27 protein-coding genes are annotated in these 21,038 nt (G+C 70.8%); 18 read left to right on the top strand and 9 right to left on the bottom strand.

Annotation, left to right across the window (positions count from 1 at the left end; all coding sequences use genetic code 11):
• The first annotated feature begins 27 nt into the window (after positions 1 to 27).
• The 5 genes from EWH70_RS22415 (at position 28) to EWH70_RS22395 (ending at position 4,015) form a co-directional block, all read left to right on the top strand.
• A complete protein-coding gene (locus EWH70_RS22415; protein WP_130477446.1) occupies positions 28 to 1,884 on the top strand; it encodes a Na+/H+ antiporter in 1,857 nt (618 codons plus the stop codon).
• A 34-nt stretch (positions 1,885 to 1,918) separates the two neighbouring features.
• Entirely contained in the window at positions 1,919 to 2,281 is a 363-nt protein-coding gene (locus EWH70_RS22410) for a hypothetical protein (protein WP_130477445.1), read from the top strand.
• The gene (locus tag EWH70_RS22405; protein ID WP_130477444.1) at positions 2,274 to 2,666 is read left to right on the top strand and encodes a hypothetical protein; all 393 of its coding nucleotides are present in this window, start codon (positions 2,274 to 2,276) and stop codon (positions 2,664 to 2,666) included. The genes EWH70_RS22410 and EWH70_RS22405 overlap by 8 nt, the downstream gene beginning before the upstream one ends.
• Before the next feature lie 211 nt (positions 2,667 to 2,877).
• Entirely contained in the window at positions 2,878 to 3,297 is a 420-nt protein-coding gene (locus EWH70_RS22400) for a CoA-binding protein (protein ID WP_130477443.1), read from the top strand.
• A 34-nt stretch (positions 3,298 to 3,331) separates the two neighbouring features.
• Positions 3,332 to 4,015, top strand: a complete 684-nt coding sequence (locus EWH70_RS22395) for a hypothetical protein (protein ID WP_130477442.1) — start codon at positions 3,332 to 3,334, stop codon at positions 4,013 to 4,015.
• A gap of 2 nt (positions 4,016 to 4,017) precedes the next feature.
• On the opposite strand, the gene EWH70_RS22390 is transcribed toward EWH70_RS22395, so the two are convergent.
• Positions 4,018 to 4,404 (bottom strand): hypothetical protein, encoded by a 387-nt coding sequence (locus EWH70_RS22390; RefSeq protein WP_130477441.1) that lies wholly within the window; start codon positions 4,402 to 4,404, stop codon positions 4,018 to 4,020.
• Positions 4,405 to 4,469: 65 nt separating this feature from the next.
• Entirely contained in the window at positions 4,470 to 5,150 is a 681-nt protein-coding gene (locus EWH70_RS22385) for a zf-HC2 domain-containing protein (RefSeq protein ID WP_240687145.1), read from the bottom strand.
• 99 nt (positions 5,151 to 5,249) lie between these two features.
• Between EWH70_RS22385 and EWH70_RS22380 the strand changes: the two genes are divergently transcribed.
• The 6 genes from EWH70_RS22380 (at position 5,250) to EWH70_RS22360 (ending at position 10,497) form a co-directional block, all read left to right on the top strand.
• Positions 5,250 to 5,792 carry a sigma-70 family RNA polymerase sigma factor gene (locus tag EWH70_RS22380; RefSeq protein WP_130477439.1) on the top strand — a complete coding sequence of 181 codons (543 nt, stop codon included), beginning with the start codon at positions 5,250 to 5,252 and terminating at the stop codon, positions 5,790 to 5,792.
• 188 nt (positions 5,793 to 5,980) lie between these two features.
• Positions 5,981 to 6,340, top strand: a complete 360-nt coding sequence (locus EWH70_RS35550; RefSeq protein WP_165436364.1) for a hypothetical protein — start codon at positions 5,981 to 5,983, stop codon at positions 6,338 to 6,340.
• Positions 6,337 to 7,383, top strand: coding sequence for an ABC transporter substrate-binding protein (locus EWH70_RS22375; RefSeq protein ID WP_165436363.1), 1,047 nt, complete (start codon positions 6,337 to 6,339; stop codon positions 7,381 to 7,383). The genes EWH70_RS35550 and EWH70_RS22375 overlap by 4 nt, the downstream gene beginning before the upstream one ends.
• Positions 7,380 to 8,411 carry a FecCD family ABC transporter permease gene (locus EWH70_RS22370; protein ID WP_240687144.1) on the top strand — a complete coding sequence of 344 codons (1,032 nt, stop codon included), beginning with the start codon at positions 7,380 to 7,382 and terminating at the stop codon, positions 8,409 to 8,411. The genes EWH70_RS22375 and EWH70_RS22370 overlap by 4 nt, the downstream gene beginning before the upstream one ends.
• Positions 8,408 to 9,208 carry an ABC transporter ATP-binding protein gene (locus EWH70_RS22365; protein ID WP_338078603.1) on the top strand — a complete coding sequence of 267 codons (801 nt, stop codon included), beginning with the start codon at positions 8,408 to 8,410 and terminating at the stop codon, positions 9,206 to 9,208. Before EWH70_RS22370 ends, EWH70_RS22365 begins: the two co-directional genes overlap by 4 nt.
• A gap of 155 nt (positions 9,209 to 9,363) precedes the next feature.
• Positions 9,364 to 10,497 carry a SagB/ThcOx family dehydrogenase gene (locus EWH70_RS22360; RefSeq protein WP_130477437.1) on the top strand — a complete coding sequence of 378 codons (1,134 nt, stop codon included), beginning with the start codon at positions 9,364 to 9,366 and terminating at the stop codon, positions 10,495 to 10,497.
• A 74-nt stretch (positions 10,498 to 10,571) separates the two neighbouring features.
• Here the strand turns inward: EWH70_RS22360 and EWH70_RS22355 are convergent, their stop codons facing one another.
• Complete coding sequence (locus EWH70_RS22355) at positions 10,572 to 11,147, bottom strand: P-loop nucleotide/nucleoside kinase family protein (protein WP_130477436.1); 576 nt, start codon at positions 11,145 to 11,147, stop codon at positions 10,572 to 10,574.
• Positions 11,148 to 11,285: 138 nt separating this feature from the next.
• Here EWH70_RS22355 and EWH70_RS22350 point away from each other — a divergent pair, with 138 nt between their 5' ends.
• The 5 genes from EWH70_RS22350 to EWH70_RS22330 are packed head-to-tail and all read left to right on the top strand — an operon-like array spanning position 11,286 to position 14,401.
• Positions 11,286 to 11,921, top strand: coding sequence for an HNH endonuclease family protein (locus tag EWH70_RS22350; protein ID WP_130477435.1), 636 nt, complete (start codon positions 11,286 to 11,288; stop codon positions 11,919 to 11,921).
• Between the two features lie 32 nt (positions 11,922 to 11,953).
• Entirely contained in the window at positions 11,954 to 12,313 is a 360-nt protein-coding gene (locus EWH70_RS22345) for a BlaI/MecI/CopY family transcriptional regulator (protein WP_130477434.1), read from the top strand.
• Positions 12,310 to 13,212, top strand: coding sequence for a M56 family metallopeptidase (locus EWH70_RS22340; RefSeq protein ID WP_130477433.1), 903 nt, complete (start codon positions 12,310 to 12,312; stop codon positions 13,210 to 13,212). The genes EWH70_RS22345 and EWH70_RS22340 overlap by 4 nt, the downstream gene beginning before the upstream one ends.
• A 32-nt stretch (positions 13,213 to 13,244) precedes the next feature.
• Positions 13,245 to 13,595, top strand: a complete 351-nt coding sequence (locus EWH70_RS22335; protein ID WP_130477432.1) for a hypothetical protein — start codon at positions 13,245 to 13,247, stop codon at positions 13,593 to 13,595.
• A gap of 17 nt (positions 13,596 to 13,612) precedes the next feature.
• A complete protein-coding gene (locus tag EWH70_RS22330) occupies positions 13,613 to 14,401 on the top strand; it encodes an EI24 domain-containing protein (protein ID WP_130477431.1) in 789 nt (262 codons plus the stop codon).
• Here EWH70_RS22330 and EWH70_RS22325 read toward each other — a convergent pair.
• Positions 14,339 to 15,262 (bottom strand): TetR/AcrR family transcriptional regulator C-terminal domain-containing protein, encoded by a 924-nt coding sequence (locus tag EWH70_RS22325; RefSeq protein ID WP_130477430.1) that lies wholly within the window; start codon positions 15,260 to 15,262, stop codon positions 14,339 to 14,341. The two genes, EWH70_RS22330 and EWH70_RS22325, sit on opposite strands and share 63 nt — an antisense overlap.
• A gap of 118 nt (positions 15,263 to 15,380) precedes the next feature.
• On the opposite strand from EWH70_RS22325, the gene EWH70_RS22320 reads away from it, so the two are divergent.
• Positions 15,381 to 16,592, top strand: coding sequence for an FAD-dependent monooxygenase (locus EWH70_RS22320; protein WP_130477429.1), 1,212 nt, complete (start codon positions 15,381 to 15,383; stop codon positions 16,590 to 16,592).
• On the opposite strand, the gene EWH70_RS22315 is transcribed toward EWH70_RS22320, so the two are convergent.
• The 3 genes from EWH70_RS22315 to EWH70_RS22305 all read right to left on the bottom strand — a co-directional run bounded on the left by EWH70_RS22315 (position 16,556) and on the right by EWH70_RS22305 (position 18,290).
• Positions 16,556 to 17,131, bottom strand: a complete 576-nt coding sequence (locus tag EWH70_RS22315; RefSeq protein WP_130477428.1) for a dihydrofolate reductase family protein — start codon at positions 17,129 to 17,131, stop codon at positions 16,556 to 16,558. The genes EWH70_RS22320 and EWH70_RS22315 overlap by 37 nt on opposite strands.
• A gap of 85 nt (positions 17,132 to 17,216) precedes the next feature.
• The gene (locus EWH70_RS22310; RefSeq protein ID WP_130477427.1) at positions 17,217 to 17,723 is read right to left on the bottom strand and encodes a GyrI-like domain-containing protein; all 507 of its coding nucleotides are present in this window, start codon (positions 17,721 to 17,723) and stop codon (positions 17,217 to 17,219) included.
• 12 nt (positions 17,724 to 17,735) lie between these two features.
• Entirely contained in the window at positions 17,736 to 18,290 is a 555-nt protein-coding gene (locus EWH70_RS22305; RefSeq protein ID WP_130477426.1) for a dihydrofolate reductase family protein, read from the bottom strand.
• 87 nt (positions 18,291 to 18,377) lie between these two features.
• On the opposite strand from EWH70_RS22305, the gene EWH70_RS22300 reads away from it, so the two are divergent.
• Positions 18,378 to 18,962: a TetR/AcrR family transcriptional regulator gene (locus EWH70_RS22300; RefSeq protein ID WP_130477425.1), complete on the top strand. Its 585-nt coding sequence runs from the start codon at positions 18,378 to 18,380 to the stop codon at positions 18,960 to 18,962.
• Between the two features lie 26 nt (positions 18,963 to 18,988).
• Here EWH70_RS22300 and EWH70_RS22295 read toward each other — a convergent pair whose 3' ends face one another.
• Both EWH70_RS22295 and EWH70_RS22290 read right to left on the bottom strand, forming a co-directional pair.
• On the bottom strand, positions 18,989 to 19,975 hold the full coding sequence (locus EWH70_RS22295; protein WP_130477424.1) for a glycoside hydrolase family 25 protein: 987 nt from the start codon (positions 19,973 to 19,975) through the stop codon (positions 18,989 to 18,991).
• A gap of 211 nt (positions 19,976 to 20,186) precedes the next feature.
• On the bottom strand, positions 20,187 to 21,011 hold the full coding sequence (locus EWH70_RS22290; protein ID WP_130477423.1) for a MerR family transcriptional regulator: 825 nt from the start codon (positions 21,009 to 21,011) through the stop codon (positions 20,187 to 20,189).
• Positions 21,012 to 21,038: the final 27 nt, after the last annotated feature.

The raw sequence follows: 21,038 nt of genomic DNA, 5'->3' as shown, positions 1-21,038 counted from the left end.
GCGGGGTAGGCGGCGCAGGATGTGCGCATGGAGACCGCTGCGGAGATCGCGGGGCTGGTTGTTGTCGTACTGGCGGTGACCGGCATCGCCCGCCGGTTCGACTGGCCGGAGCCGTTGTGCCTGATCGTGGTGGGTGTCGGCCTCTCCTTCATCCCCGGTGTGCCGCACTACGAGCTGTCCCCCGAGGTCGTCCTGTTCGGCCTGCTGCCACCGCTGCTCTACGCCACGGCCATCCGCACCTCGCTGATCGACATCAAGGCCAACCGCAGTCCGATCGGTCTGCTGTCGGTCGGCCTGGTCGCGTTCACCACGGTCGCGGTCGGGCTGGTCACGTGGTGGGTGATCCCCGATTTGCCGCTCGCGGCCGGCCTGGCTCTCGGTGCCGTCGTCGCGCCGCCGGACGCCGTCGCCGCGACGGCGGTGGCCCGCCGGGTCGGCATGCCCCGCAAGATCGTGCGCATCCTGGAAGGCGAGAGCCTGATCAACGACGCCGCCGCGCTGGTCGCGTTACGCACCGCGATAGCGGCCATCGCCGGGTCGGTGACGTTGTGGGAGGTCGGCGGCGACTTCCTGCTGGCGGCTGGCGGTGGCATCGTGGCCGGTCTGCTGATCGGGTTCGTGGCATCGGCCGTCCGCAAGCGGCTGGACGACCCGGTGCTGGACACCGCGTTGTCGCTGGTGGTGCCGTTCGTCGCCTACATCGCCGCCGAGGTCGTGCACGGCTCGGGCGTGCTGGCCGTGGTGATCGCCGGACTGATGCTCGGCCACCAAGCGCCGCGGCTGCTGTCCGGTTCGTCCAGGCTGGCCAGCAGGCTGAACTGGCGCACCATCCAGTTCCTGCTGGAGAACGTGGTCTTCCTGCTGATCGGCCTGCAGCTGTCGCGCATCCTCGCCGAGGCCGGGCGCAGCGAACTGGGCATCGGCACGCTCGTCGTCGTGTGCACGGCCGTGCTGCTGGCGACGGTGGCGACCCGGCTGCTGTGGATGTACGCCATTGGCGGCCTGCGCAGGCTGCTGCGCGGCCGGGCCTGGCCGTGGACGTACTCGACGGTCATCGGCTGGGCGGGCATGCGGGGCGTCGTCACGCTCGCGGCGGCGTTCGTGCTGCCACCGGAAACGCCGCACCGCGCGGTGCTGGTGCTGGCCGCGTTCACCGTCGTGGCAGGCACCCTGCTGGTCCAGGGCACGACGCTGCCCAGGCTGGTCAGAAGCCTGCGGCTGCCCGCTCCGGACCCCGCCGAGGACGCGCTGCAGGAGGCCGGGCTGCTGCACGACATGAAGTACGCGGCCATGGTCCGGCTCGACGAGATCCGCAAGCCGGAGGACCCGGAGGACGTCATCGACCGCCTCCGGGACCGGCTGCGGCAGCGGACCGACGCGGCATGGGAACGGCTCGGCACGGCCAGCGAGCTGGCCGAGACCCCGAGCGAGGCCTACCTGCGGTTGCGCACGGAGATGCTGGCCGCCGAACGCGAGGTCCTGCTGCGTGCCCGCGACCAGGGCAGGGCGGACGACGTCGTGCTGCGCCGGGTGCTGGAGACACTGGACATCGAGGAGTCCACGCTGGACCAGCTGCAACGTGACGCCGCCGAGAGCGACAGCGAGCTGACCACCCCGGCAGCCACCGCGGGTTCGTGCAGACACCTCGGCAAGGCACCCGCCGACGCCGAACCGAACACGGCGGGCTGCGAGGAATGCCTCGCCGAGGGGAAGTCCTGGGTGCATCTGCGGATCTGCCTGGAGTGCGGGCACGTCGGCTGCTGCGACTCCTCGCCGGGCAGGCACGCCACCGCCCACTTCCACGACAGCCGCCATCCGGTGATGCGCAGTCACGAACCGGGCGAGAGCTGGCGCTGGTGCTTCGTGGACAGGGCACTCGGCTAGCTCTCCGACGCTGAGTAGTAATGTCGGGGTCACCATGGTCGACGCACTCGCCACCGGGCTCATCATCGCCACCCTGCTCGGCGCGTTGTGGGCACTCGTGCTGGTGATCCGCAACCGCCGGCCGGACACGTTCCTGCTGATCGCGCTGGGCGTCATCGAGCTGGCGTTCGTCGTGCAGCTGGTGATCGGCGTGGTGAAGCTCGTCGGCACCGACCGCCCGGTCTCCGGGGCGTCGTTCGTCGGCTACCTCATCGGGTGCCTGATCATCCTGCCGATCGCGGTGGCGTGGTCGCTCGCCGAACGCAGCCGCTGGGGCACGGCGGTCCTGATCGTGGCCTGCCTCGCGTTACCGGTCATGATCGTGCGCATGCAGCAGATCTGGGACGGCCATGCCTGAGACTCCCGAAGCCACCCGCACCGGACCGGGCAGGCTGCTGATCGCGGTCTACGCCATCTTCGCCATCGGCGCGACGTCGCGGTCGGTCGTGCAGATCGCCACCCGGTTCTCCGAGGCGCCGCTGGCCTACGTGCTGTCCGCGGTCGCGGCCGTGGTCTACGTGCTCGCCACGGTCGCGCTCGCCAGGGGCAGCCGGGCGGTGGCGACGGCGTCGTGTGCGTTCGAACTGCTCGGCGTGCTGGCGGTGGGGACGTTCAGCCTGGTCGACGCCGAGGCGTTCCCGGACGCCACCGTGTGGTCGGACTACGGCCGCGGCTACCTGTTCATCCCGCTGGTGCTACCGGTCCTCGGCCTTCTCTGGCTCCGTCGTACCGCTGGGCGCTGAGGCCTTCTCACCGTTGTCGCCGGGCGGGGCCTCCTGGTCGGCCGCCTCGGGCTTGAGGTCGCCGATCTCGTAGTCGTGCCGGCAACGGCGACCGAAGCGTCGGGATCCGCCTGTCATCGCGTGCTCCTTCCCCGAGTGCTGATTTTAGGCCGGGGTAGGCCGTCCCGCTCGCTCGCGGAATCGGCGTACCCCGTCGGGTGTTACACGGGTCATGGACGACTTCGAGACCGCCGCGCGGCTCCTGGACGGAGCCGGAACGATCGCCGTGGTGGGGTTGAGCACCAACCCCGGCAAGTCCGCGCACTCGGTGCCCGCGGCCATGCAGGCGTCCGGTTTCCGGATCGTCGGGGTGCATCCGAGTGCCACCGAGCTGCTCGGCCACCGGGCGTACCAGCGGCTTGCCGACATCGAGGAGCCGGTTGACATCGTCAACGTCTTCCGTCCGTCGGCCGAGGCAGCCGACGTCGCGCGGCAGGCCGTCGCCATCGGCGCGCGAGCGCTGTGGCTGCAGCAGGGCATCGTGTCCGCCGAGGCCCGGCGGATCGCCGAGGAGGCCGGGCTGGCCTACGTCGAGGACCAGTGCATGGCCGTCGTCCGTGCGCTGACCGGCGCGAGGGGTACGGCTTCGTAGCCGATCCGAGACCGGCGCCGCGCAGACTGGCGCCATGCAGATCGTCGACGTCAGCACGCTCTGGGTGCGGGTGGTCGTGACGCGGATGCGCCGCGCGGGCACCCCGCTGGAGTTCGTGCTGTTCCCGATGCTGCACGTCGGCGAGGCCAGGTACTACGCGGAGATCCGCAGGCGGATCGCCGAATGCGACGTCGTGGTCGCCGAGGGCATGCCGCGATCGGCGCAGACGGCCCTGCTCACCGCGGTGTACCGGGTGATGCGGTTCAAGCGCGGACTCGTGGTGCAGAACCTGCGGCTGGCCGAGCTGGACATCCCGTTGGTGCGGCCGGACATGACCGCCGGACAGCTCAGGGAATCCTGGCGCAGGGTGCCGTGGACCAGCCGCGTCCTCATGTGGAGCCTGATTCCGGTGGCGGCGCTGCTCGTACTGCTGACCGGCACCCGGGCGACGATGGCCAGGCACGCGGCCGTCGACGACGACACGATCGTCGACGAGGCGGGCGAGCTGCCGCCCGGTATGGAGGAGCTGGTGGTCGACGAGCGGGACCGGCTGCTGGTCGACGCCCTGTTCACGCTGCACGAGCGACGTTCCGCGGAGCCGTTGCGGGTGGCGGTCGTGTACGGCGCCGGCCACATGCCCGCCGTCGTGGGTGCGTTGATGAAGCGGTACCGCTACGTCCCGCGGGACGCCGAGTACGTCACCGCGTTCTCGCTCTGACCTCATCGTTCGGCCTGGTCGAGGTCCACCCCGGCCTCGGTCGCACATGTGCCGTGCGCGACGACGCACGGGCGGCCACGCGGGTCGGTCGACCGGGACCGCTCGTCGGGCTCGGCACCACCGAGTAGCCGCCGCACGTAGGTCTCCGGCAGGCCCGCGACCTGCTCGCCCCACAGGATGCCCTCCCCGCAGAACACGCAGACTTCCTTCTCCGCCGCCCGCGCGCAGGCGACGTGGGCCACCCACATCGTGCCCTTGGGTGCCTTGACCTTCGAACGCCGCGGCGGGGACGCGCCGAGCAGCTGACGTGCGTACACCTTGGACAACGCCACGAACTGGCCGATCTCGATCGGCTTCAGGCAGAACAGGCAGATCTCGTCGTCGGCCACCGTCGGCTCCCGTCTTCCGCAGGCGAAAGACGGTAACCCCGGGTGCCCGGGAGGGGTCCCTACTCCTAAGCCGCGCGGGCGGCCGGCGGGCGGTGCTTGTCCGCGGTCGGCGGGGCGGGCGCGTCGGTCTCGACCACGGTCTCGCCGGAAGGTTCACCGGCGACCGTCCCCGGCGCGGGGGTGCCGCGCTGGGTCAGCCCGAGCAGGACCGTGCAGAGCACACCGAGCAGGAGCGGAACGTGGCTGCTCAGCCGGTACCAGCCGACCGCGCCACTCAACAGGTCCACAATGGACAGAACGGCGAGAATCGCGGTGAAGCTGAGCAGCACGGGCAGCTGGGTGCCCGCACGGTTCGGCCGCCACGCGACGAACAGCATCGCCATCGCGACGGCGAAGTTGAACGCGGCCGTCTCGTGTCCGAGATGCCCCGCGCTGCTCTGCTGCGCCAGGTGCGGCGCCAGCAGCTGGGACACCACGACCGACAACTGCGCGACGGCGGCGAACACGAGCCCGGCCCGCAGCCGGTCGCGCCTGCGGACCCGCTTCGGCCGTCCGATGCCCGCGAAGACGTGCTCACCGACGGACGGTGGCGTGCCCGCCGTCGACAGCCGGGCCAGCCGCGTGACGGCGATGGCGGACTCCCGCCATTCGCGGCAGGCCGCACACCCGGCGAGGTGCTCGTCGATCCGCTCCGCGGGCACCCCGGGATCCTCGTCGTCCAGGGTCGCGGACACGGCCTCACGCACGGTGGAACAGTCCATATCGTGCAGGTCGGCAGCGGACGGCGAAAAGTTCCGCCGATTCGCCCAGTCGGTGTAGTCCGCGGCCCTCTAGGGTGTCTGCTCGTGGACGACGACGAGATCACCCGGCACGCGTTCCAGGCGGCCGCGGGTGACCGTGCGTCCGCCGAGCGGTTCGTCGCGGCCACCCGCCACCAGCTGCACAGGCTGCTCGGCTACCTGGCCGACCCGCGGTCGGCCGAGGACCTGGTGCAGGACACCTACCTGCGGGCGTTCGCCGCGCTGCGGGACTTCGAGGGCCGTTCGCCCGCCCGGTTGTGGCTGCTGGCCATCGCCCGGCGGGTCGCCGCCGACCACCTGCGCGGGGCGAAACGCAAGCCCCAGACCAGCCCGCTCGACGACCTGACGACCGAGCCCGCGCTGGCCGACCACGGCAGGCTGGTCGTGCTGCAGCAGCTGGTCGCCGAGCTGGACCCCGAGCGGCGGGACGCGTTCGTGCTGACCCAGGTGGCCGGCCTGTCCTACGCCGAGGCGGCGGAGGTCTGCGAGTGCGCCGTCGGCACGATCCGCTCGCGGGTGTTCCGCGCCCGCGAGTACCTGGCCGCCGCCGTCTCCTCCGGCGGCGACGCCCGCGCCCTCCCCGGCTGACCCCGCCCACGAAAGTCCCATCCACCCACAAACCCAACCGGTCATTTCGGGCATTTTCGGGGAGCAAGGGAGCTTTACTACCCTAAGACGCGAGCAAAGCTCCCTTCATCGCCCTCGGGCGGGGCGCGGGAGTTGCGCTGGGGGCCGAAGTGTGCAGGCACGAGGCGCCGGGGCGTGGGATCACCCGAATGGACGGGAACTTTCCCGGCAAGCTCAACGACATGAATGCCATGCGGACGAGCGAGAGCCCAGCCCTGCGGCGGCGCGCCGACTCGGTGCTGCTGGTCTGTGGCCGGTGCCGGGAACACGACACCGGCGCCTGGGTACGGGACCTGCGACGCGACATGTACGCCCTGCTGGGACGCGACGCCATCACCGTCACCGTGTCCGGCTGCGTGAAGTCCTGCCCTGCCGAGGGCGTCGCCGTGCTGCTGGCCGGTGCGGACGGCTGCTGGTCCGGCACCGCCGACCCGGACTCCGCGGGCGGCACCGCGCGGCTGACAGCCCGGCTCACCCACCCGTCCACCGGCGTCGGGAGGCCGAGTTGACGCGGAAGCTCACGGTTCTCGTCCTCGCCGCCGCCCTCACGGCCTGCGGCGGTCCATCCGGAACGGCCGGGCCGGCCGCGCCACAGGCGGCCGGCTACACCCCGGCGGAGATCAAGGACTGCACCGGCCGCACGGTCAAGTTCAGCACGCCACCGAAGCGGGTGGTCGCCCTGACCGACAGCGTGCTGGAACCGCTGTTCTGGCTGGGTGTTCAGTCCACTGTGGTCGGAATCGGCTCCCCGCCGAAGCCAGGCGTGTTCCCACCGCAGTTCGACGCCGCCGCACAGGCACTGCCGAAACTCGCCGGCGCGTACACCCCCGGCGCGTACAAGCCGGTACCCCGCGAGCAACTGCTCGCCGCACAACCGGACCTCGTGCTCGGCGGGTTCTCCTCGAACTTCGAGGCACAGGGCGCCACCTCCCAGCAGGAACTCGCCGACGCCGGGGTCAACTCCTACCTCGCGCTGAGCACCGCCTGCGCCGCGGCGACCCCGGCCGCCCGCACCGATCTGGAACTGATCTACCAGGACCTGCGCAACCTCGGCACCGCGTTCGGCGTCGCCGACCGGGCCAACGCGCTGATCGAGGAGATGCGCGGCAAGGTCGCCAACGTCGGCACCGCCATCGCGGGAGCGCCGCGGCCGAAGGTGTTCCCGTTCGAGTTCGACGAAGGCACCCAGACGCCGTACGCACCGGGCAACCGCCAGGCCGTCAACGCCGTGGTCAACCTGGCAGGCGGCCAGAGCATCTTCGCCGACCTGGACAAGGCCTACCAGAAGCTCAGCTGGGAACAGATCGCACAGGACGGCCCCGAGGTCGTGCTGCTGATCATCTACGACAAGGGCAACCAGGCTGCCAACGACGCCGCGTTCGCCGAGGCCGAGAAGTTCGTCCGCGGCTTCCCCGGGCTGGCTGGCACACCGGCGGTGCGCGACGGCAGGTTCGCGCGGCTGGTCTACGAGCAGGCCTCCCACGGCGGGGTGCGTAGCGCCGACGCCGTCGTCTCCCTCGCCCGCCAGCTGCACCCGGACCGCGTCAGGTGAAGGTCGCGCTCGTGTTCACCGCGCTCGCGGTGCTGCTGGTGCTCGCCATGACCGCCGGTATCGCCTACGGCTCGGTCACCGTTCCGCCGGACGTCGTCTGGCAGGTGCTGTTCCACCGGATCACCGCGCTCGGCGACCCCAGCGGCTGGACACTCACCCAGGACGCCATTGTCTGGGATCTCAGACTGCCCCGCGTTCTGTTGTCCGCCTTGGTGGGCGCGGGTCTCGCGGTGGTCGGCGTGGCGACACAGGCACTGGTACGCAACCCGCTCGCCGACCCGTTCCTGCTCGGCATCTCGTCGGGCGCGTCGGTCGGGGCGGTGGCGTCGATCGTGCTCGGCGTCAGTTTCTGGGGCGTCACCTCGCACGCGCTCGCCGGCGTCGTCGGAGCGATGCTGACGTTCGGGCTCGTCTACCTGCTCGCCCGCACCTGGGGCGGGCTCGCGCCGACCCGGCTGCTGCTGGTCGGCGTCGTGGTCGGGTACGCGCTGCTCGGCGTCACCAACTATCTGGTACTCCAGGCAGACGACCCCGGCAAGACGAACTCCGCGTTGTTCTGGCTGTTCGGCAGTCTGGCCGGCGCGAGGTGGGCCGACCTCGGCGTCCCGGCCGTGGCGCTGGCCGTCGGCATCGTGGCGCTGCTGGCCAGGGCACGCGGGATGAACGCCCTGCTGGTCGGCGACGAGACGGCGGCCGGGCTCGGCGTTCCGGCCAACCGGTTACGGGGCGAGCTGTTCACCTCGACGTCGCTGGTCACCGGGGTGATGGTGGCGTTGTCGGGTGCCATCTACTTCGTCGGGCTGGTGGTGCCGCACGCCGTCCGGCTACTGGTCGGCAGCGACCACCGCAGGGTGCTGCCCGCCGCGGTACTCGCGGGTGCGGGCTTCCTGGTGCTGGTCGATCTGCTGGCACGGTTTCTGTTGCGGCCACAGGAAATCCCGGTCGGCGTGCTGACCTCGGTGATCGGCGCGCCGGTGTTCCTGGCGCTGATGGCCCGCCGTCGCAGGTTGTCGGAGACGGGCCTGTGAGCGGGGTGGCGCTGCGGCTGCGGGACATCCGCGTCGAGCTGGGCGGCAGGCAGATCCTGGCCGGCGCGTCCGTGCTGGCCGCCGCCGGCGAGGTCACCGGCCTGGTCGGCCCGAACGGCAGCGGCAAGTCGACGTTGCTGCGCACCGTCTACCGGCATCTGCGCCCGGCGTCCGGCCAGGTGCTACTGGACGAAGTGGACGTCTGGGATCTCAGACCCCGGGAAGCGGCCCGCGACATCGCTTCGGTGCCACAGGAAACACGCGCGGAGTTCGACATCACCGCCCGCGAGATGGTCGCCATGGGCCGTACCCCGCACAAGCACCCGTTCGCCGCGGCCACCGCACGCGACGCGGAGATCGTGCGGGAGGCGCTGGAGCGGGTCGACGCCCTGCCACTGGCGGGGCGGCACTACGCGACGCTGTCCGGCGGCGAACGTCAGCGCGTCCTGCTGGCCCGCGCTCTGGCCCAGCAGACCCGGGTGCTGGTGCTCGACGAACCGACCAACCACCTCGACGCCCGGCACCAGCTCGACCTCATGCGGCTGGTCCGCGATCTCGGCATGACCACCGTGATGGCGGTGCACGACCTGAACCTCGCCGCCACCTACTGCGACCGGCTGCACGTGCTGCGAGCAGGCGAGGTCGTCGCCAGCGGACCGCCGGAGGACGTGCTCACCCCCGGCCTGCTGCGCTCGGTGTTCGAGGTCGACGCCGACGTGATCCCCCACCCGCGGACCGGACGTCCGCACCTGATCCTGTCCAGTCTGTCCACTGTGGAAGGAGGTGAACCGGCATGACGTACACCGTCGTTGTGCGCCGCAAGAAGACCCGCGGCAACCTGCTGAGCAACCACCCGGCGTAGTCCGCGGGCAGCACACAAAGGGGGAGGTGCGACCTCGGACGTCGCACCTCCCCCTCCCATTCTGCACCACTGATCCGTAGGGGAGACCCGGTGAAGTTTCGTCGTGCCCGCACACTGGTGGGCTACTGGAGCGAGGGCGAGTTCGTCCTCGAGGACTACCTGACGGCCAAGTCGTCCGACAACGACGAGGACAACGCGACGGTGGTCGACGCGGCCACCATGAACCTGCTGAATCTGTTCGACGAGTGGACCGACGTCGAGACCGTCCTGGCCGACCTGCCCGGCTACGACCCGGAGTCGGTCCGGGCCGCGGTGACCGCGCTGGCCGAGGCCGGGCTGCTGCGCTCACCCGAGCAGGCCGAGCGGGAGGACACGCTGATCAGCGAGTGGGCGGCGTGGAGCGAGGAGGCGCGGTTCTTCCACTTCGGCACCAAGGACGCCGCCTACATCGGCGACGACGAGGAACACCGTGCCGCGGCGGCCGCCGTCGCGCTCGCGGCGGGGCCACCTCCGCCGATCTTCAAGAGCTATCCGGACGCTCCGCTGGTCCGGCTGCCCCGGGCGTTCCTGCCACTGCGCAGGGACTTCGACGAGGTGCTGCTCGCCCGCCGCACGCACCGGGAGTTCACCAGCGAGCCGGTGACCCTGCGCGAACTGGCCACCGTGCTGCACTACGCGTTCGCCCCGATGTACTTCGTCGACGCCCGCGAGTACGGCACGCTGCTCATGCGCACCAGCCCCGGCGGCGGAGCCCGGCACGAGCTGGAGCCCTACATCGGCGTGCTCGACGTGGAGGGCGTCGCGCCCGGGCTCTACCACTACAACGCCGAACTGCACGCGCTGGAGCTGATCGACCCGGCCTTCGACCGGGCCGCCGTCGACCGGCTGGCGTTCGGCCAGCGGATGGCCGTCGACGCCGGGTTCGTGGTGTTCCTGACGGCGATGATCAAGCGCACGACCTACAAGTACAAGCACCCCCGCACGCTGCGGATGATCATGCTGGACGCCGGCCACCTGGCCCAGACATTCGACCTGGTCACCACGGCCGTCGGGCTCGGGCCGTTCCAGACGGCCGCGTTCCGGGACTCCGAGGTCGAGACCGCGCTGGGCGTGGACGGGATCGGCGAGACCGCGTTGTACCTGCTCGGGGCGGGCCGGCCGGCCGGGCCGACCGACGGCCACCCGATCGATATGCCTGTGGCCAGCACGCCTTACCCGGGGTGACAGCCCACTCACCCACATGTGGACAAGTTCTGTGGATAACTCGCCGGTAACCCCGTCGGGCTGTTGACCGTCTGTCAGTGCAGCGGTCGCAGGACGACGGGGGTGCCGAGCGGGGGCCGGGGCAGGACGTCCACCGAGACCCATCCCCGCAGGCCACGCCCGGCGTCGAGCCTGCGGCGGACCCGGCCGGCCCTGCGCAGGTGCCGGGAGAACGACCGGGAGCCGAGCATCCGGCCACGCTCCCGCTGCCCCATCGCCGCCTGGTCGGGCGTGGTGTCCAGCCACAGCAGGTACGGTCCTCGCCCGGTCACCGCGGCGATCAACACCAGCAGGGCGCGGGTACTCGCCCTGGTCGCCGGCTCGTGAGCGAGGACGGGACGACGGGTGATGGCACAGAAGTACAGGATGCGCAAGCGGTGCAGCACGTGGACAAGTGGCCGGTAAGTGCGGTAGGGCACCGCGGCCGGCAGCCTGCCGGCCAGCACGAGCCTGACCTGGTCGGAGTCGAGCACGATCGCGCCCGCCGTCTCGGTGATGCCGGCGAGCAGGGTGCTCTTTCCCGCACCGGGGAGTCCGGCGATGATCACCATTCCACGCCGTGGCAGGCGGATCTCCACCGTGGTGCCCGGTTCGTCCACCAGCACGCCCATGCGGCCCCAACGTAGTCAACGCCGCGTGCGTTCCCGGTGTTGGGACCTCTTCCGCCAACCGTCGCCGGAAAGCCACGTTTCCGCAATCACGGCCGAGGACAGTCGATTCGTCCCCTGCAGTCCCCACCGGGAGGTCCGATGTCCCGCTTGCCCGCACTGTTGCTGTCCGGCGCCGCCGTGGCCGCGCTGACCGTCGCGCTCGCCACGCCCGCGGCCGCGACCCCGCCGAACATTCCGAGCAAGGCAACCGCCCAGTCACAGCTCAACGCGATCCGGACGGCGAACGAGGGCTCGCTCGACGGCTACTCGCGCGAGAAGTTCCCGCACTGGAGCACCGTGTCCGGCAGCTGCAACACCCGGGAGACCGTCCTCAAGCGGGACGGTACGAACGTCGTGGTCGACGGCTCGTGCGCGGCGACGTCCGGCCGCTGGTACAGCCCGTACGACGGCGCGACCTGGACCCGGGCGTCCGATGTGGACATCGACCACGTCGTGCCACTGGCCGAGGCGTGGCGCTCTGGGGCCCGGTCCTGGTCGAACGCGCGGCGCGAGTCGTTCGCCAACGACCTGTCCCGGCCGCAGCTGATCGCGGTGACCGACAACGTCAACCAGGCCAAGGGCGACAAGGACCCGGCAGCCTGGCAGCCGTCGGTCTCGAGCTACCGGTGCACCTACGCGAAGGTGTGGATCCGCAGCAAGCACCACTGGGGTCTGACCGCCCAGACAGCGGAGAAGTCGGCACTGCAGTCCGCACTGAACACCTGCTCCTCGTAGACAGGATTACGACGGTCGGTAGTATCGGCCGGGTGAGTCGGCTCGGGGATCTCGAACGCGCGGTGATGGAAGCGCTGTGGGCTCGTGACGTCCCGGCGACCGGCCGCGAGGTCCACGGCGACCTCGCCGATCGCGCACTGGCCTACACCACCGTCATGACGGTTCTCGATCGCCTGGCACGCAAGGGATTGGTGAACCGTGAGCGGGACGGCCGCGCGTGGCGTTACGCCGCGGCCGCCCCGCGCGAGACCTACATCGCCGAGCTGATGGTGCAGGCGCTCGAACTGGCGGGCGACCGCGACTCGGCGCTCGTGCAGTTCGCCAGGTCGGTGTCCACCGACGAGGCCAGAACGCTGCGCGACGCGCTCGACGAGTCGAGGGAGCAGCCATGATCGAGGCCCTGCACCATGCGGCCGCGCTGGTCCTCGCCGGCGTCTGCGTTCTGGTGCTGGGCCACACCGGTCTGTTCCTGCGGGCGCCGCGCACCGCGGTACTGCTCTGGCAGGTCACCGGCCTGACCGCGGTGCTCGCCGTGCTGGGCCTGCTGCTCGGGATCGGTCTCGGCGGTTACCACCTCGGCGTGCTGCCGTCGGTCGCGGCGTTCTGCTCGGACCTGTTCACCGGGCACCTGCCCGCCCACGTCACGCCGCCGCGGCTGCTGGCCGCCTGCGCGGGAGTGGCGCTCGCGCTGTGGCTGCTCGGCGCGCAACTGCACTGGTCCGTGCGAACGGCCCGGTCGCGCAAGCGGCACCGCGAGCTGTTGCGGCTCGTGGCCCGCACCGAGGGCACCGCGCTCGTGCTCGATCACCCCGCCGCGGCCGCGTACTGCCTGCCCGGCCCGAAGTCGCGGGTCGTGATCAGCGCGGGCACGCTCCGGCTGCTGACGCCGGCCCAGCTCGCCGCCGTCCTTTCGCACGAGCACGCGCACGCCCGTGCCCGTCACCACCTCGTGCTGGCGCCGTTCACCGCACTGCACCGCGCACTGCCGGAGAACCAGCTCGCCAGGCGCGCGCTGGCGGCCGTCGAGTTGCTGATCGAGCTGTGCGCCGACGACCACGCCGCACGCAGGCACGGCCGCGAGACGCTCGCCGACGCGCTGGAGCGCTTCGCCGCGGCGGGCCCCCGCGCGCCCGCCGGCACGCTGGCCGCGGCCGACAGCCACGTCCGGCTGCGGATCGACCGACTTCGCCAGCCGCCCGCGAGCCCCCGGCTGCTGCTGCGGGCCGTCGTCCTGGTGGTGTCGCTGACCGCGCTCGCCACTCCGGCGAGCCTGTTCGCTCTCCCTGTCTGACTTTCTACTACGAGACGTAGTAGAGTTCCCCCATGGTGGTCGTCTACAACGCTCTGGTCCTGCTGCACCTGCTCGGCATGGCCGGCATCCTCGCCGTCGTGGTCAACCAGGCACTCGCCCAGCACGAGAAGGGCCCGACGGTCCTGCTCGCCTGCGCGATCACCCAGGTGGTCACCGGGGTCGCGCTGGTCGGGATCGCGTCGGCGAAGCTGGTGCCCAACGAGGTCAACAACGTCAAGATCGGCGTCAAGCTGCTCATCGCGCTCGCCGTGCTGGTACTGGCGGTGCTCTACGCCCGCAAGAACCGCACACCGAGCAGGCACATGCTGGGCAACGTCGCCGCGCTGGCGTTGATCAATGTCGGGATTGCCGTGTTCTGGTGACCCAGTAGGCTTCGCCGGTGGTCAAGTCGCTGCGTGATTTCGGTTCCGGTGTCGGCCTGTTCGCCCAGGGCTTCCGCCTGGTGCTCGGCAACGGGAAGCTGCTCCTGCTCGGCGCGATTCCCGCGCTGCTGACCAGCATTCTGCTGTTCGGCGGCCTGGTCACCCTGCTGATCTACGCGAGCGACCTGGTCACCTGGGCCACCCCGTTCGCCGACGACTGGTCCTCGACGTGGCAGACGCTGACCAGGGTCGCCATCGGCATCTCCGTCGTGGCCGGGGCGATCGCGTTGTCGTTGCTGGTGTTCAGCGGGCTGACGGTGATGATCGGCGGACCGTTCTACGAGGCCATCGCCGAGCGGGTGGAGGACACGGTGCTCGGCGGTGTTCCGGAGTCCCAGCAGGTCGGCTGGGCGAAGGCGTTCGGAATCGGCCTGCGCGACACGATCCTGCTGGTGTTGCTGGCGATTCTGTACGCCATCCCGCTGTTCCTCGCCGGGTTCATCCCGGTACTCGGGCAGACCGTCGTGCCGGTGATCGCCGCCTGTGTCGGCGCGTGGCTGCTGGGCATCGAGCTGACCGGCATTCCGTTCACCCGCCGCGGAATGGGGCTCGGCGAGCGCCGCAGGACGTTGCGCCGCAACAGGTCCATGACGCTCGGCTTCGCGCTGCCCGCCTACCTGCTGTGCCTGATCCCGCTGGCGGCGCTGATCGTGTTCCCGGCGGCGATGGCCGGCGGAACCGTGCTATCCCACCGGCTTCTTGCCGCCGCCAAGGGACAGCAGCAGACCGTCCAGCATCCGCTGTAGTCCCAGCTCGAACACCTCGTCCAGGTCGAGGTCGTAGCCGGTCTCCGCGAACTCGGCGAACAACGCGGCGTAGGCCGGATGCCGCCCCTGCGCGAGAATCCGGGTGAACTCCGGCTGCGAACGGGCCGCCCACTCGTCCTCGGTGAGCCCGGTGTCCTCTCGCTCGTCGGCCTCGGCCGCCAGGTTCAGCGCCACCGCCCGAACCCAGCCGAACAACGCGATCTGCGTGTTCAGCCGCGCGGCCGCCGACAGGCCGAAGCCCGCGAGCACGGCCAGCGTCACCTCACCGTGGTCGAGCAGGTTCTGCAGTGGCTGGGGCCGGGTGAGCGAGAGAACCTGCGCCAGCCACGGATGCCTGCGGTAGATCCGCCACTGCCCACGCAACACCTGCTCCAGGCGTTCACGCGGCGTGCCGGTCGCCGCGCCGGGCGGCTGATCGCCGAACGCCGTGTCGGCCATCCGCAGGTGCAACTCGTTCCTGCTCGGCACGTGGCGGTACAACGTCATCGGCGCGAGCCCCAGTTCCGCGGCCACCCGCCGCATCGAAAGGGCCCGCAACCCCTCGGTGTCGGCGATGGCCATGGCCGTGCGGACCACCCGCTCGCCGGTCACCTCGCCCTGCGGGGCACGCCGGCGGACACTCCGTGCGGCCGGCCCTTCGACGACGACCGTCCCGACACCGGGGACCATTCGCACGAGGCCGAGCTGACGCAGGGACGCCAGCACGCGGGTCGCGGTCGCCATCGCCACGCCCCAGTCCCTGGTGATCTCACGGGTGGACGGCACCCGGTCCCCCGGCAGCAACTCGCCCCGCGTGATGCGGCGCCGCAGCTCCGCCACGATCTCCTCGGACGGTGTCACGTCCACCCCTTCCCGCACTAGTGCACCACCCCCGGCGAACTAGTGCACTAGTGCGCGGGTCTCCTTTGCAGTTCTAGCTTGTACAGCGTACGCACTGCACTAGTTCGGAGGGGAACCCATGTCCAACGTACTCATCTCCGGCGCCGGAATCGCCGGACCGGCACTCGCCTACTGGCTGCACCGTCACGGCTTCCGGCCGACCGTCGTCGAGCGGGCGGCCGAACCCCGCCGCGGCGGGCAGGCGGTCGACCTGCGTGGTGTCGCCCGCGACGTCGTCGAGCGGATGGGAATCCTCGACCTCGTCCGCGAACGGCACACCGGCGTACGCGGGACGTACCAGGTGGACGATCGTGACCGGCCGGTGCTGACCTGGCCCGCCGACCTGCTCGGCGACTCCGGCGGCATCATCGCGGAGATCGAGATCCTGCGCAGCGACCTCGCGCGGATCCTGCGGGAGGCGACGCCGGACGGCGTCGAGTACGTCTTCGGCGACACCGTCACCGGTCTGGTCGAGGACGCGGACGGGGTGAACGTGACGTTCGCGCACGGTCCGGCGCGCCGGTTCGACCTCGTGGTCGGCGCCGACGGCGTCCGCTCGACCGTGCGCAACCTGGCGTTCGGCCCGGACACCGGCTTCCTCACGGACAACGGCTACTACACCGCGGTGTTCACCACGCGCTCGCCCGTCGACCTCGGTGGCTGGCAACGGATGCACAACCTGGTCGGCAGCCGCATGGCCGGCCTGTACCCGGTCGGCGACGGTGACGAGGCTCGCGCGGTGATGATGTTCGCCTGCCCGCCCATCCCGCACGACCGCCGCGATGTCGTGGCGCAGCGGCGAATCGTCGCCGACGCGTTCGCCGACGCCGGCTGGCTGGTCCCCGAGTTGCTCAACCAGATGTCGCGAGCATCCGACTTCTATTTCGATCGGTCGGAACGGGTGTCGGTGGACCGTTGGTGGCGCGGGCGGGTGACCCTGCTCGGCGACAGCCTGTCCGGCGGCTCGGTCGGGATGGGCACGAGCATGGCGATCGTCGGCGCGTACGTGCTTGCGGGCGAGCTGGCCGCAGCCGGTGGCGACCACGAGGTCGCGTTCCCCCGCTACCAGTCGGCGCTCGCCGAGTACGTGCGGGAGAACCAGAAGCCGATGCCCGGCGGGCTCAAGGCGTTCCTGCCGAGGACCCGCCCGGGAATCGCACTGCGCAACCTGGTGAGCCGGGCCATGCTCGCCGGGCCGTGGCGCGGCATGGTGACCGGGATGCAGGCGAAGTCCGAGGCCGTGACGCTGCGGGACTACGAGGGCCGGTTGACGACGCGGAACCGCAGGTGAGTCGCGGCCGGGGTGACGACGGCGTCGATGCGCTCCAGTGAGATGGCCGAGTCGAGGCTCGCGAACAGCGGGGTGCCGCCGCCGATCAGCAGCGGGATCACGTGCACGACGATCTCGTCCACCAGACCGAGCGGGAGCGCCTGCTGCATGACGGTGGCGCCGTGCAGGCCGACGGCCTTGTCCCCGCCGGCCGCCTTGGCCAGCCTGATCGCCTCGGCGACGTCGCCGACGAACGTGTACGACGGCGGGCAGGACGCGGGCGGCTCGCGGTGCGTCACGACGAAGCTCGGCGCGCCGGGCAGCGGGCCGTCGGCACCCCACATGTCCACGCACTTGTCGAACGACTTGCGGCCCATCACGATCGCGCCGGTGCCGTCGGCTGCCTGTCGCAACTGTGCCCGGTCGTCGGCGGTCGGGTCGTTGAACAGCCAGTCGTGCAGGCTGCCCGCGCCGTCGCCGAACGGGTTCTCGCGGCTGTCGTTGGGCCCGGTGACGTAGCCGTCGAGGGAGATCGACATGTCGCAGATCACGAGTGCCATGGGACTGTCCTTCCGGGGAGGCGGGTGCTGTCACCCGACGCGTCGAACGCCGGGAACGGCTTTCGACACCTCGCCGGAAATTCCGTCAGGACGGTTGCGCGGGCGTGAGCCGGAACGCCAGCTCGGTCACCCACTTGTCCAGGTCGGGCTCCTGGGCTGGATCGGTGTGCAGGATCTCCAGCCGGCACCCCCAGCGTTCGCCGTCCTCGCCGGGGATCCGGTCCCAGGTCAGGCCTTCCTGGTCGGCCCACCCGAGGACGCGGTCGGTGACGTCGAAGAGCTGGTCGGGGTGGCCGGTGTGGACGTACGAGACGTAGCGGCCGGACGGCAGGGCGGCGGCGAGGAGGTCACCCTCGCCGTCGAGCGGCTCGGCGACCGGCACGCCCGCCTGGACGACCAGGTGGGTCTCCATGTCGATCTCCAGGTAGCGGAAGAACGGCGGCCCGGCCGGGGCGATGCCGCGCCTGCCGAGGAAGGCGAACACCTCGGGCAGCCGGTCGGCGATCTCGCCGAAGGTCGTCAGGCCGACGGTTCCCTCGATCGCGACGTAAGGCTGCTCCGGGCGGTCGACGATGGTCGGTTCGTTCGGCATGCGGCTCCAGGTTCATCGGCGGTAGGTGAGCACCGTGACCCCATTGTCGAACACCTGGCTGTCGGCCAGGGTGAAGCGCGCCGGGGAGAAGTCACCGTCGACCAGCCGCAGGCCACCACCGGCGACGAACGGCTGGACCTTGAGGACCAGCTCGTCGATCTCGTCGCGCAGCGCGCCCGCCAGCTTGCCGCCCGCGCACAGCCAGATACCGAGACCATCTCGCTGCTTCAGCTCGCGGACGGTGGCGACCGGGTCCGCGGTGAACTCCACGTCGGTGCTCGTGCGCGCCGTCCGGGAGGCGACGATCTGCCGTAGGTGCGGATAGGGGCTGGGATTGCCCTCGGCCAGTGCGAGGTCGTAGGTCTGCCGGCCCATCAGCACGGTGTCGAACCGGGTGAGCGCACCGAAGCCGAGCTGTTCCCGCCACGGTGGCGGGACGGTGTCCGCGAACGTCTCGTTGATCGCCGCCTGGTGCGGCCCGTCCACCATGAAGAAGTCCGTCGTGCCGGCCGGGCCGGCGATCACGCCGTCGAGCGTCATGGCGATGTAGTAGGTCAGCTTTCGCATGCCGGCTCCTAAGTACTACGTTCAGAGTGGTTTGAATGTAGTACTTTGGGCGGCACGGCGTCAACGTGCTCTGCGAAAGGACCGTTCATGCGACAGAACCCGGCCCGGCGGGCCGCTCTCATCGACGCGGCCATCGAGGTGCTGGCCTCCGAGGGCGCGCGCGGGCTGACGTTCCGGGCCGTCGACACGGGCGCCGGCGTGCCGGGCGGGACGGCGTCGAACTACTTCCGCAACCGGGAGGACCTGTTCCTGCAGATCGGCGGGCGGATTTACGAGCGGCTGCAGCCGGAGCCGTCGGTGCTCACCGACAACCTGTCCGGCCCGCGGACGGCGGAGAAGCTGGCCGACGTGATGCGCGAGGTCGTCGGCCGGGTGGCCGCGTACCGAACGGGATTTCTCGCGTTGATGGAGCTGCGGCTGGAGGCGACGCGCCGCCCGGCGCTGCGGGCCGTGCTGACCAGGACCATCGGCGACGACCTGGCGTTCAACCTCGCCGCGCACGCCGAGTCCGGCCTACCGGGCGACGCGACCACCGTCCGGTTGCTCTACTTCTCGCTCAACTGGCTGATCCTCGAACGGCTCACCCTGCCCGACGCCCTCCCCGAGGAGGACGTCGACGCGTTGATCACCGAGGCCGTGACCCGCGCCCTGCCGCCCGGGCGCCGTCTTTAGCGGGCTAAAGACGGCGCCGGGCAAACTCAACCGGAGAGGCGTTCACCGAGCCGGGCGAGCACCGTTTCGGTGAACTGCTGCCCCTTCTCCTCGCCCAGCTCGGCGACCGCGGCCTCCTGCAGGACCGGCCGCAGGTCCGCGTCGAACCCGCTGCGCAGCGCGCCGGCGATGTCCTCGGCGCTGACGCCGTTCTCCTTGGCCACCAGCGTCGTCAGCGTGCCGAGCTTGGCCATGATGGCGTCGATCTTGGTCTGGTCCCACTGCGGGTTGGCGTAGTAGAGGTTCAGGTAGGGGTTGATGACGGCGTCCTTCAGCGAGACGTAGCTGCCGTCGGGCCTCTCGCCCACCTTGCCGTTGAGCAGGTCGTCGACGGATGGCATGTCGTCCTCCTGTTGGCCGCCGAGCAGGGCGGCGAGTTGCTGTTTCGTACCTTGGTAGGCGTTGAGATCGAGTGGGCCGTACCCGGCGACCCGGCCGGAGCTGGAGAACTGGAGCACCGCGACGCCGAGTCCGCCGTAGCCGTTCCAGTAATGCGGCGGCACATCGGCGTACTCCTCGGGGATCGTGCCGGGCGCGTTGTCCGGATACCGGCTCGACCACAGCGGCGGCAGGCCGGCCAGGCTCGGCGAGCCGATTTGCTGCCAGTACCAGCGCGGCAGGTAGAGCAGCGGCACGGAGTAACCCGCGCCGCGCAGCCGGTCGACCAGTTCCCTGGTGAGCGCCACGCTGCCCGAGTTCGCCTCGACGTCGGGGATGACCGGGACGTTCGTGGGCACCACGCGACGGACGTTGTCGACCTGCGCCGCCGCCGAGGTGTTGCGCTGGTAGTGGTAGGCGGCCACGAGCATCCCCGCGCCGCGGACGCGGGCGACGTTGCCGCCGAACCGGGGATCGACGAACGTCGACCCCTCCGTGGACTTGCAGAAGACGTATTCGACACCCTCGGCCCGCGCCCTGGGCAGGTCGGGGGCGCCGCCCTGGTGGTGGCTGATGTCAAGACCGAACAACACCATGGAAGTCACCTCACTACCCGTTCGATGGTAGTTAGATGCGCACGAAGGCGCACGAGACGTGATCAACCAACCGACCACGCCCCGCACGCCTTCTCCTTACGGGAGCCACATCCGGCATCCCGGTTCACCCGGCTGCTCCAGCCGGCGGTCGCCCGGCGTGTGCACCGCTGCCCCGTCCGGCCCAGCGACTGGACGAAACGGGCGAAATACCTCAGACCGTCCGGACGGGTTCCTGAAGTTCGGTGACCCAGCCGTCCTCGTCCTCGGGGACCTCCAGGTACAGCTCCCGGTTGTAGCCGGTCGACCGGTAGCCGTTGCCGTCGATCCACTTGGCGAGCACCTGGATGCTCGACAGCACGTTGTCCATCGAGCCCCGGTGCACGATCGTGGCGGCCTCGGGCACCGGCGGCAGGTCCACGACGGCGACCCCGGCGCTGTCCGGCACGTCACCGGCGATCTCGATCCCGGCGTGTACGAGAACGGCATCCTCGGCCGTCGGCGAGTCCTCGTAGTAGGCGATGCCGGGGCCGGTCGGTGTCACTCCGGCTTCGGCCAGTCTGCACATCAGGTCGGCGTAGAGCGGCTTGATGACCGGTCCGATGTTCTCCGGCGCGAACGACGTGGCGACTCCGGTGAGCTCCGCGAGCCGGACGGCGGGCAGGCTTTTGACGACGACGTCCTGGGTGGGCATCGATCCCTCGCTCTCGATCATCCGGAGCCTCGCCTCGACCTGGGCCAGCCGCGCGGCGGCCTCGGCCGCGGCCGTCCGCAGCTCGGTCTGCCGCAGCAGCAGCATGCCGCGCAGCTGCTCGCCGGTCACCCGCTCGTCGAGGATCTCGCCCACCTGCTGCAGGGTGAACCCGAGTTCCTTCAACGCGATGATGCGGTTGAGCCGGGCCAGTTGCGCGGCGGTGTAGAAGCGGTAGCCGCTGAACCGGTCGACCTTCGCCGGCCGCAACAGTCCGATGGCGTCGTAGTGCCGCAGCATCCGGATCGACACGCGCCCGTGCCTGGCGAAATCTCCGATGGTGAACATGACGCCTCACAGTCGAGAGCCTGACAC

The sequence above is a fragment of the Amycolatopsis suaedae genome, assembly GCF_004214935.1.
In the GTDB taxonomy this organism is placed as follows: domain Bacteria; phylum Actinomycetota; class Actinomycetes; order Mycobacteriales; family Pseudonocardiaceae; genus Amycolatopsis; species Amycolatopsis suaedae.
This window is presented reverse-complemented; position numbering and strand designations above follow the sequence as displayed.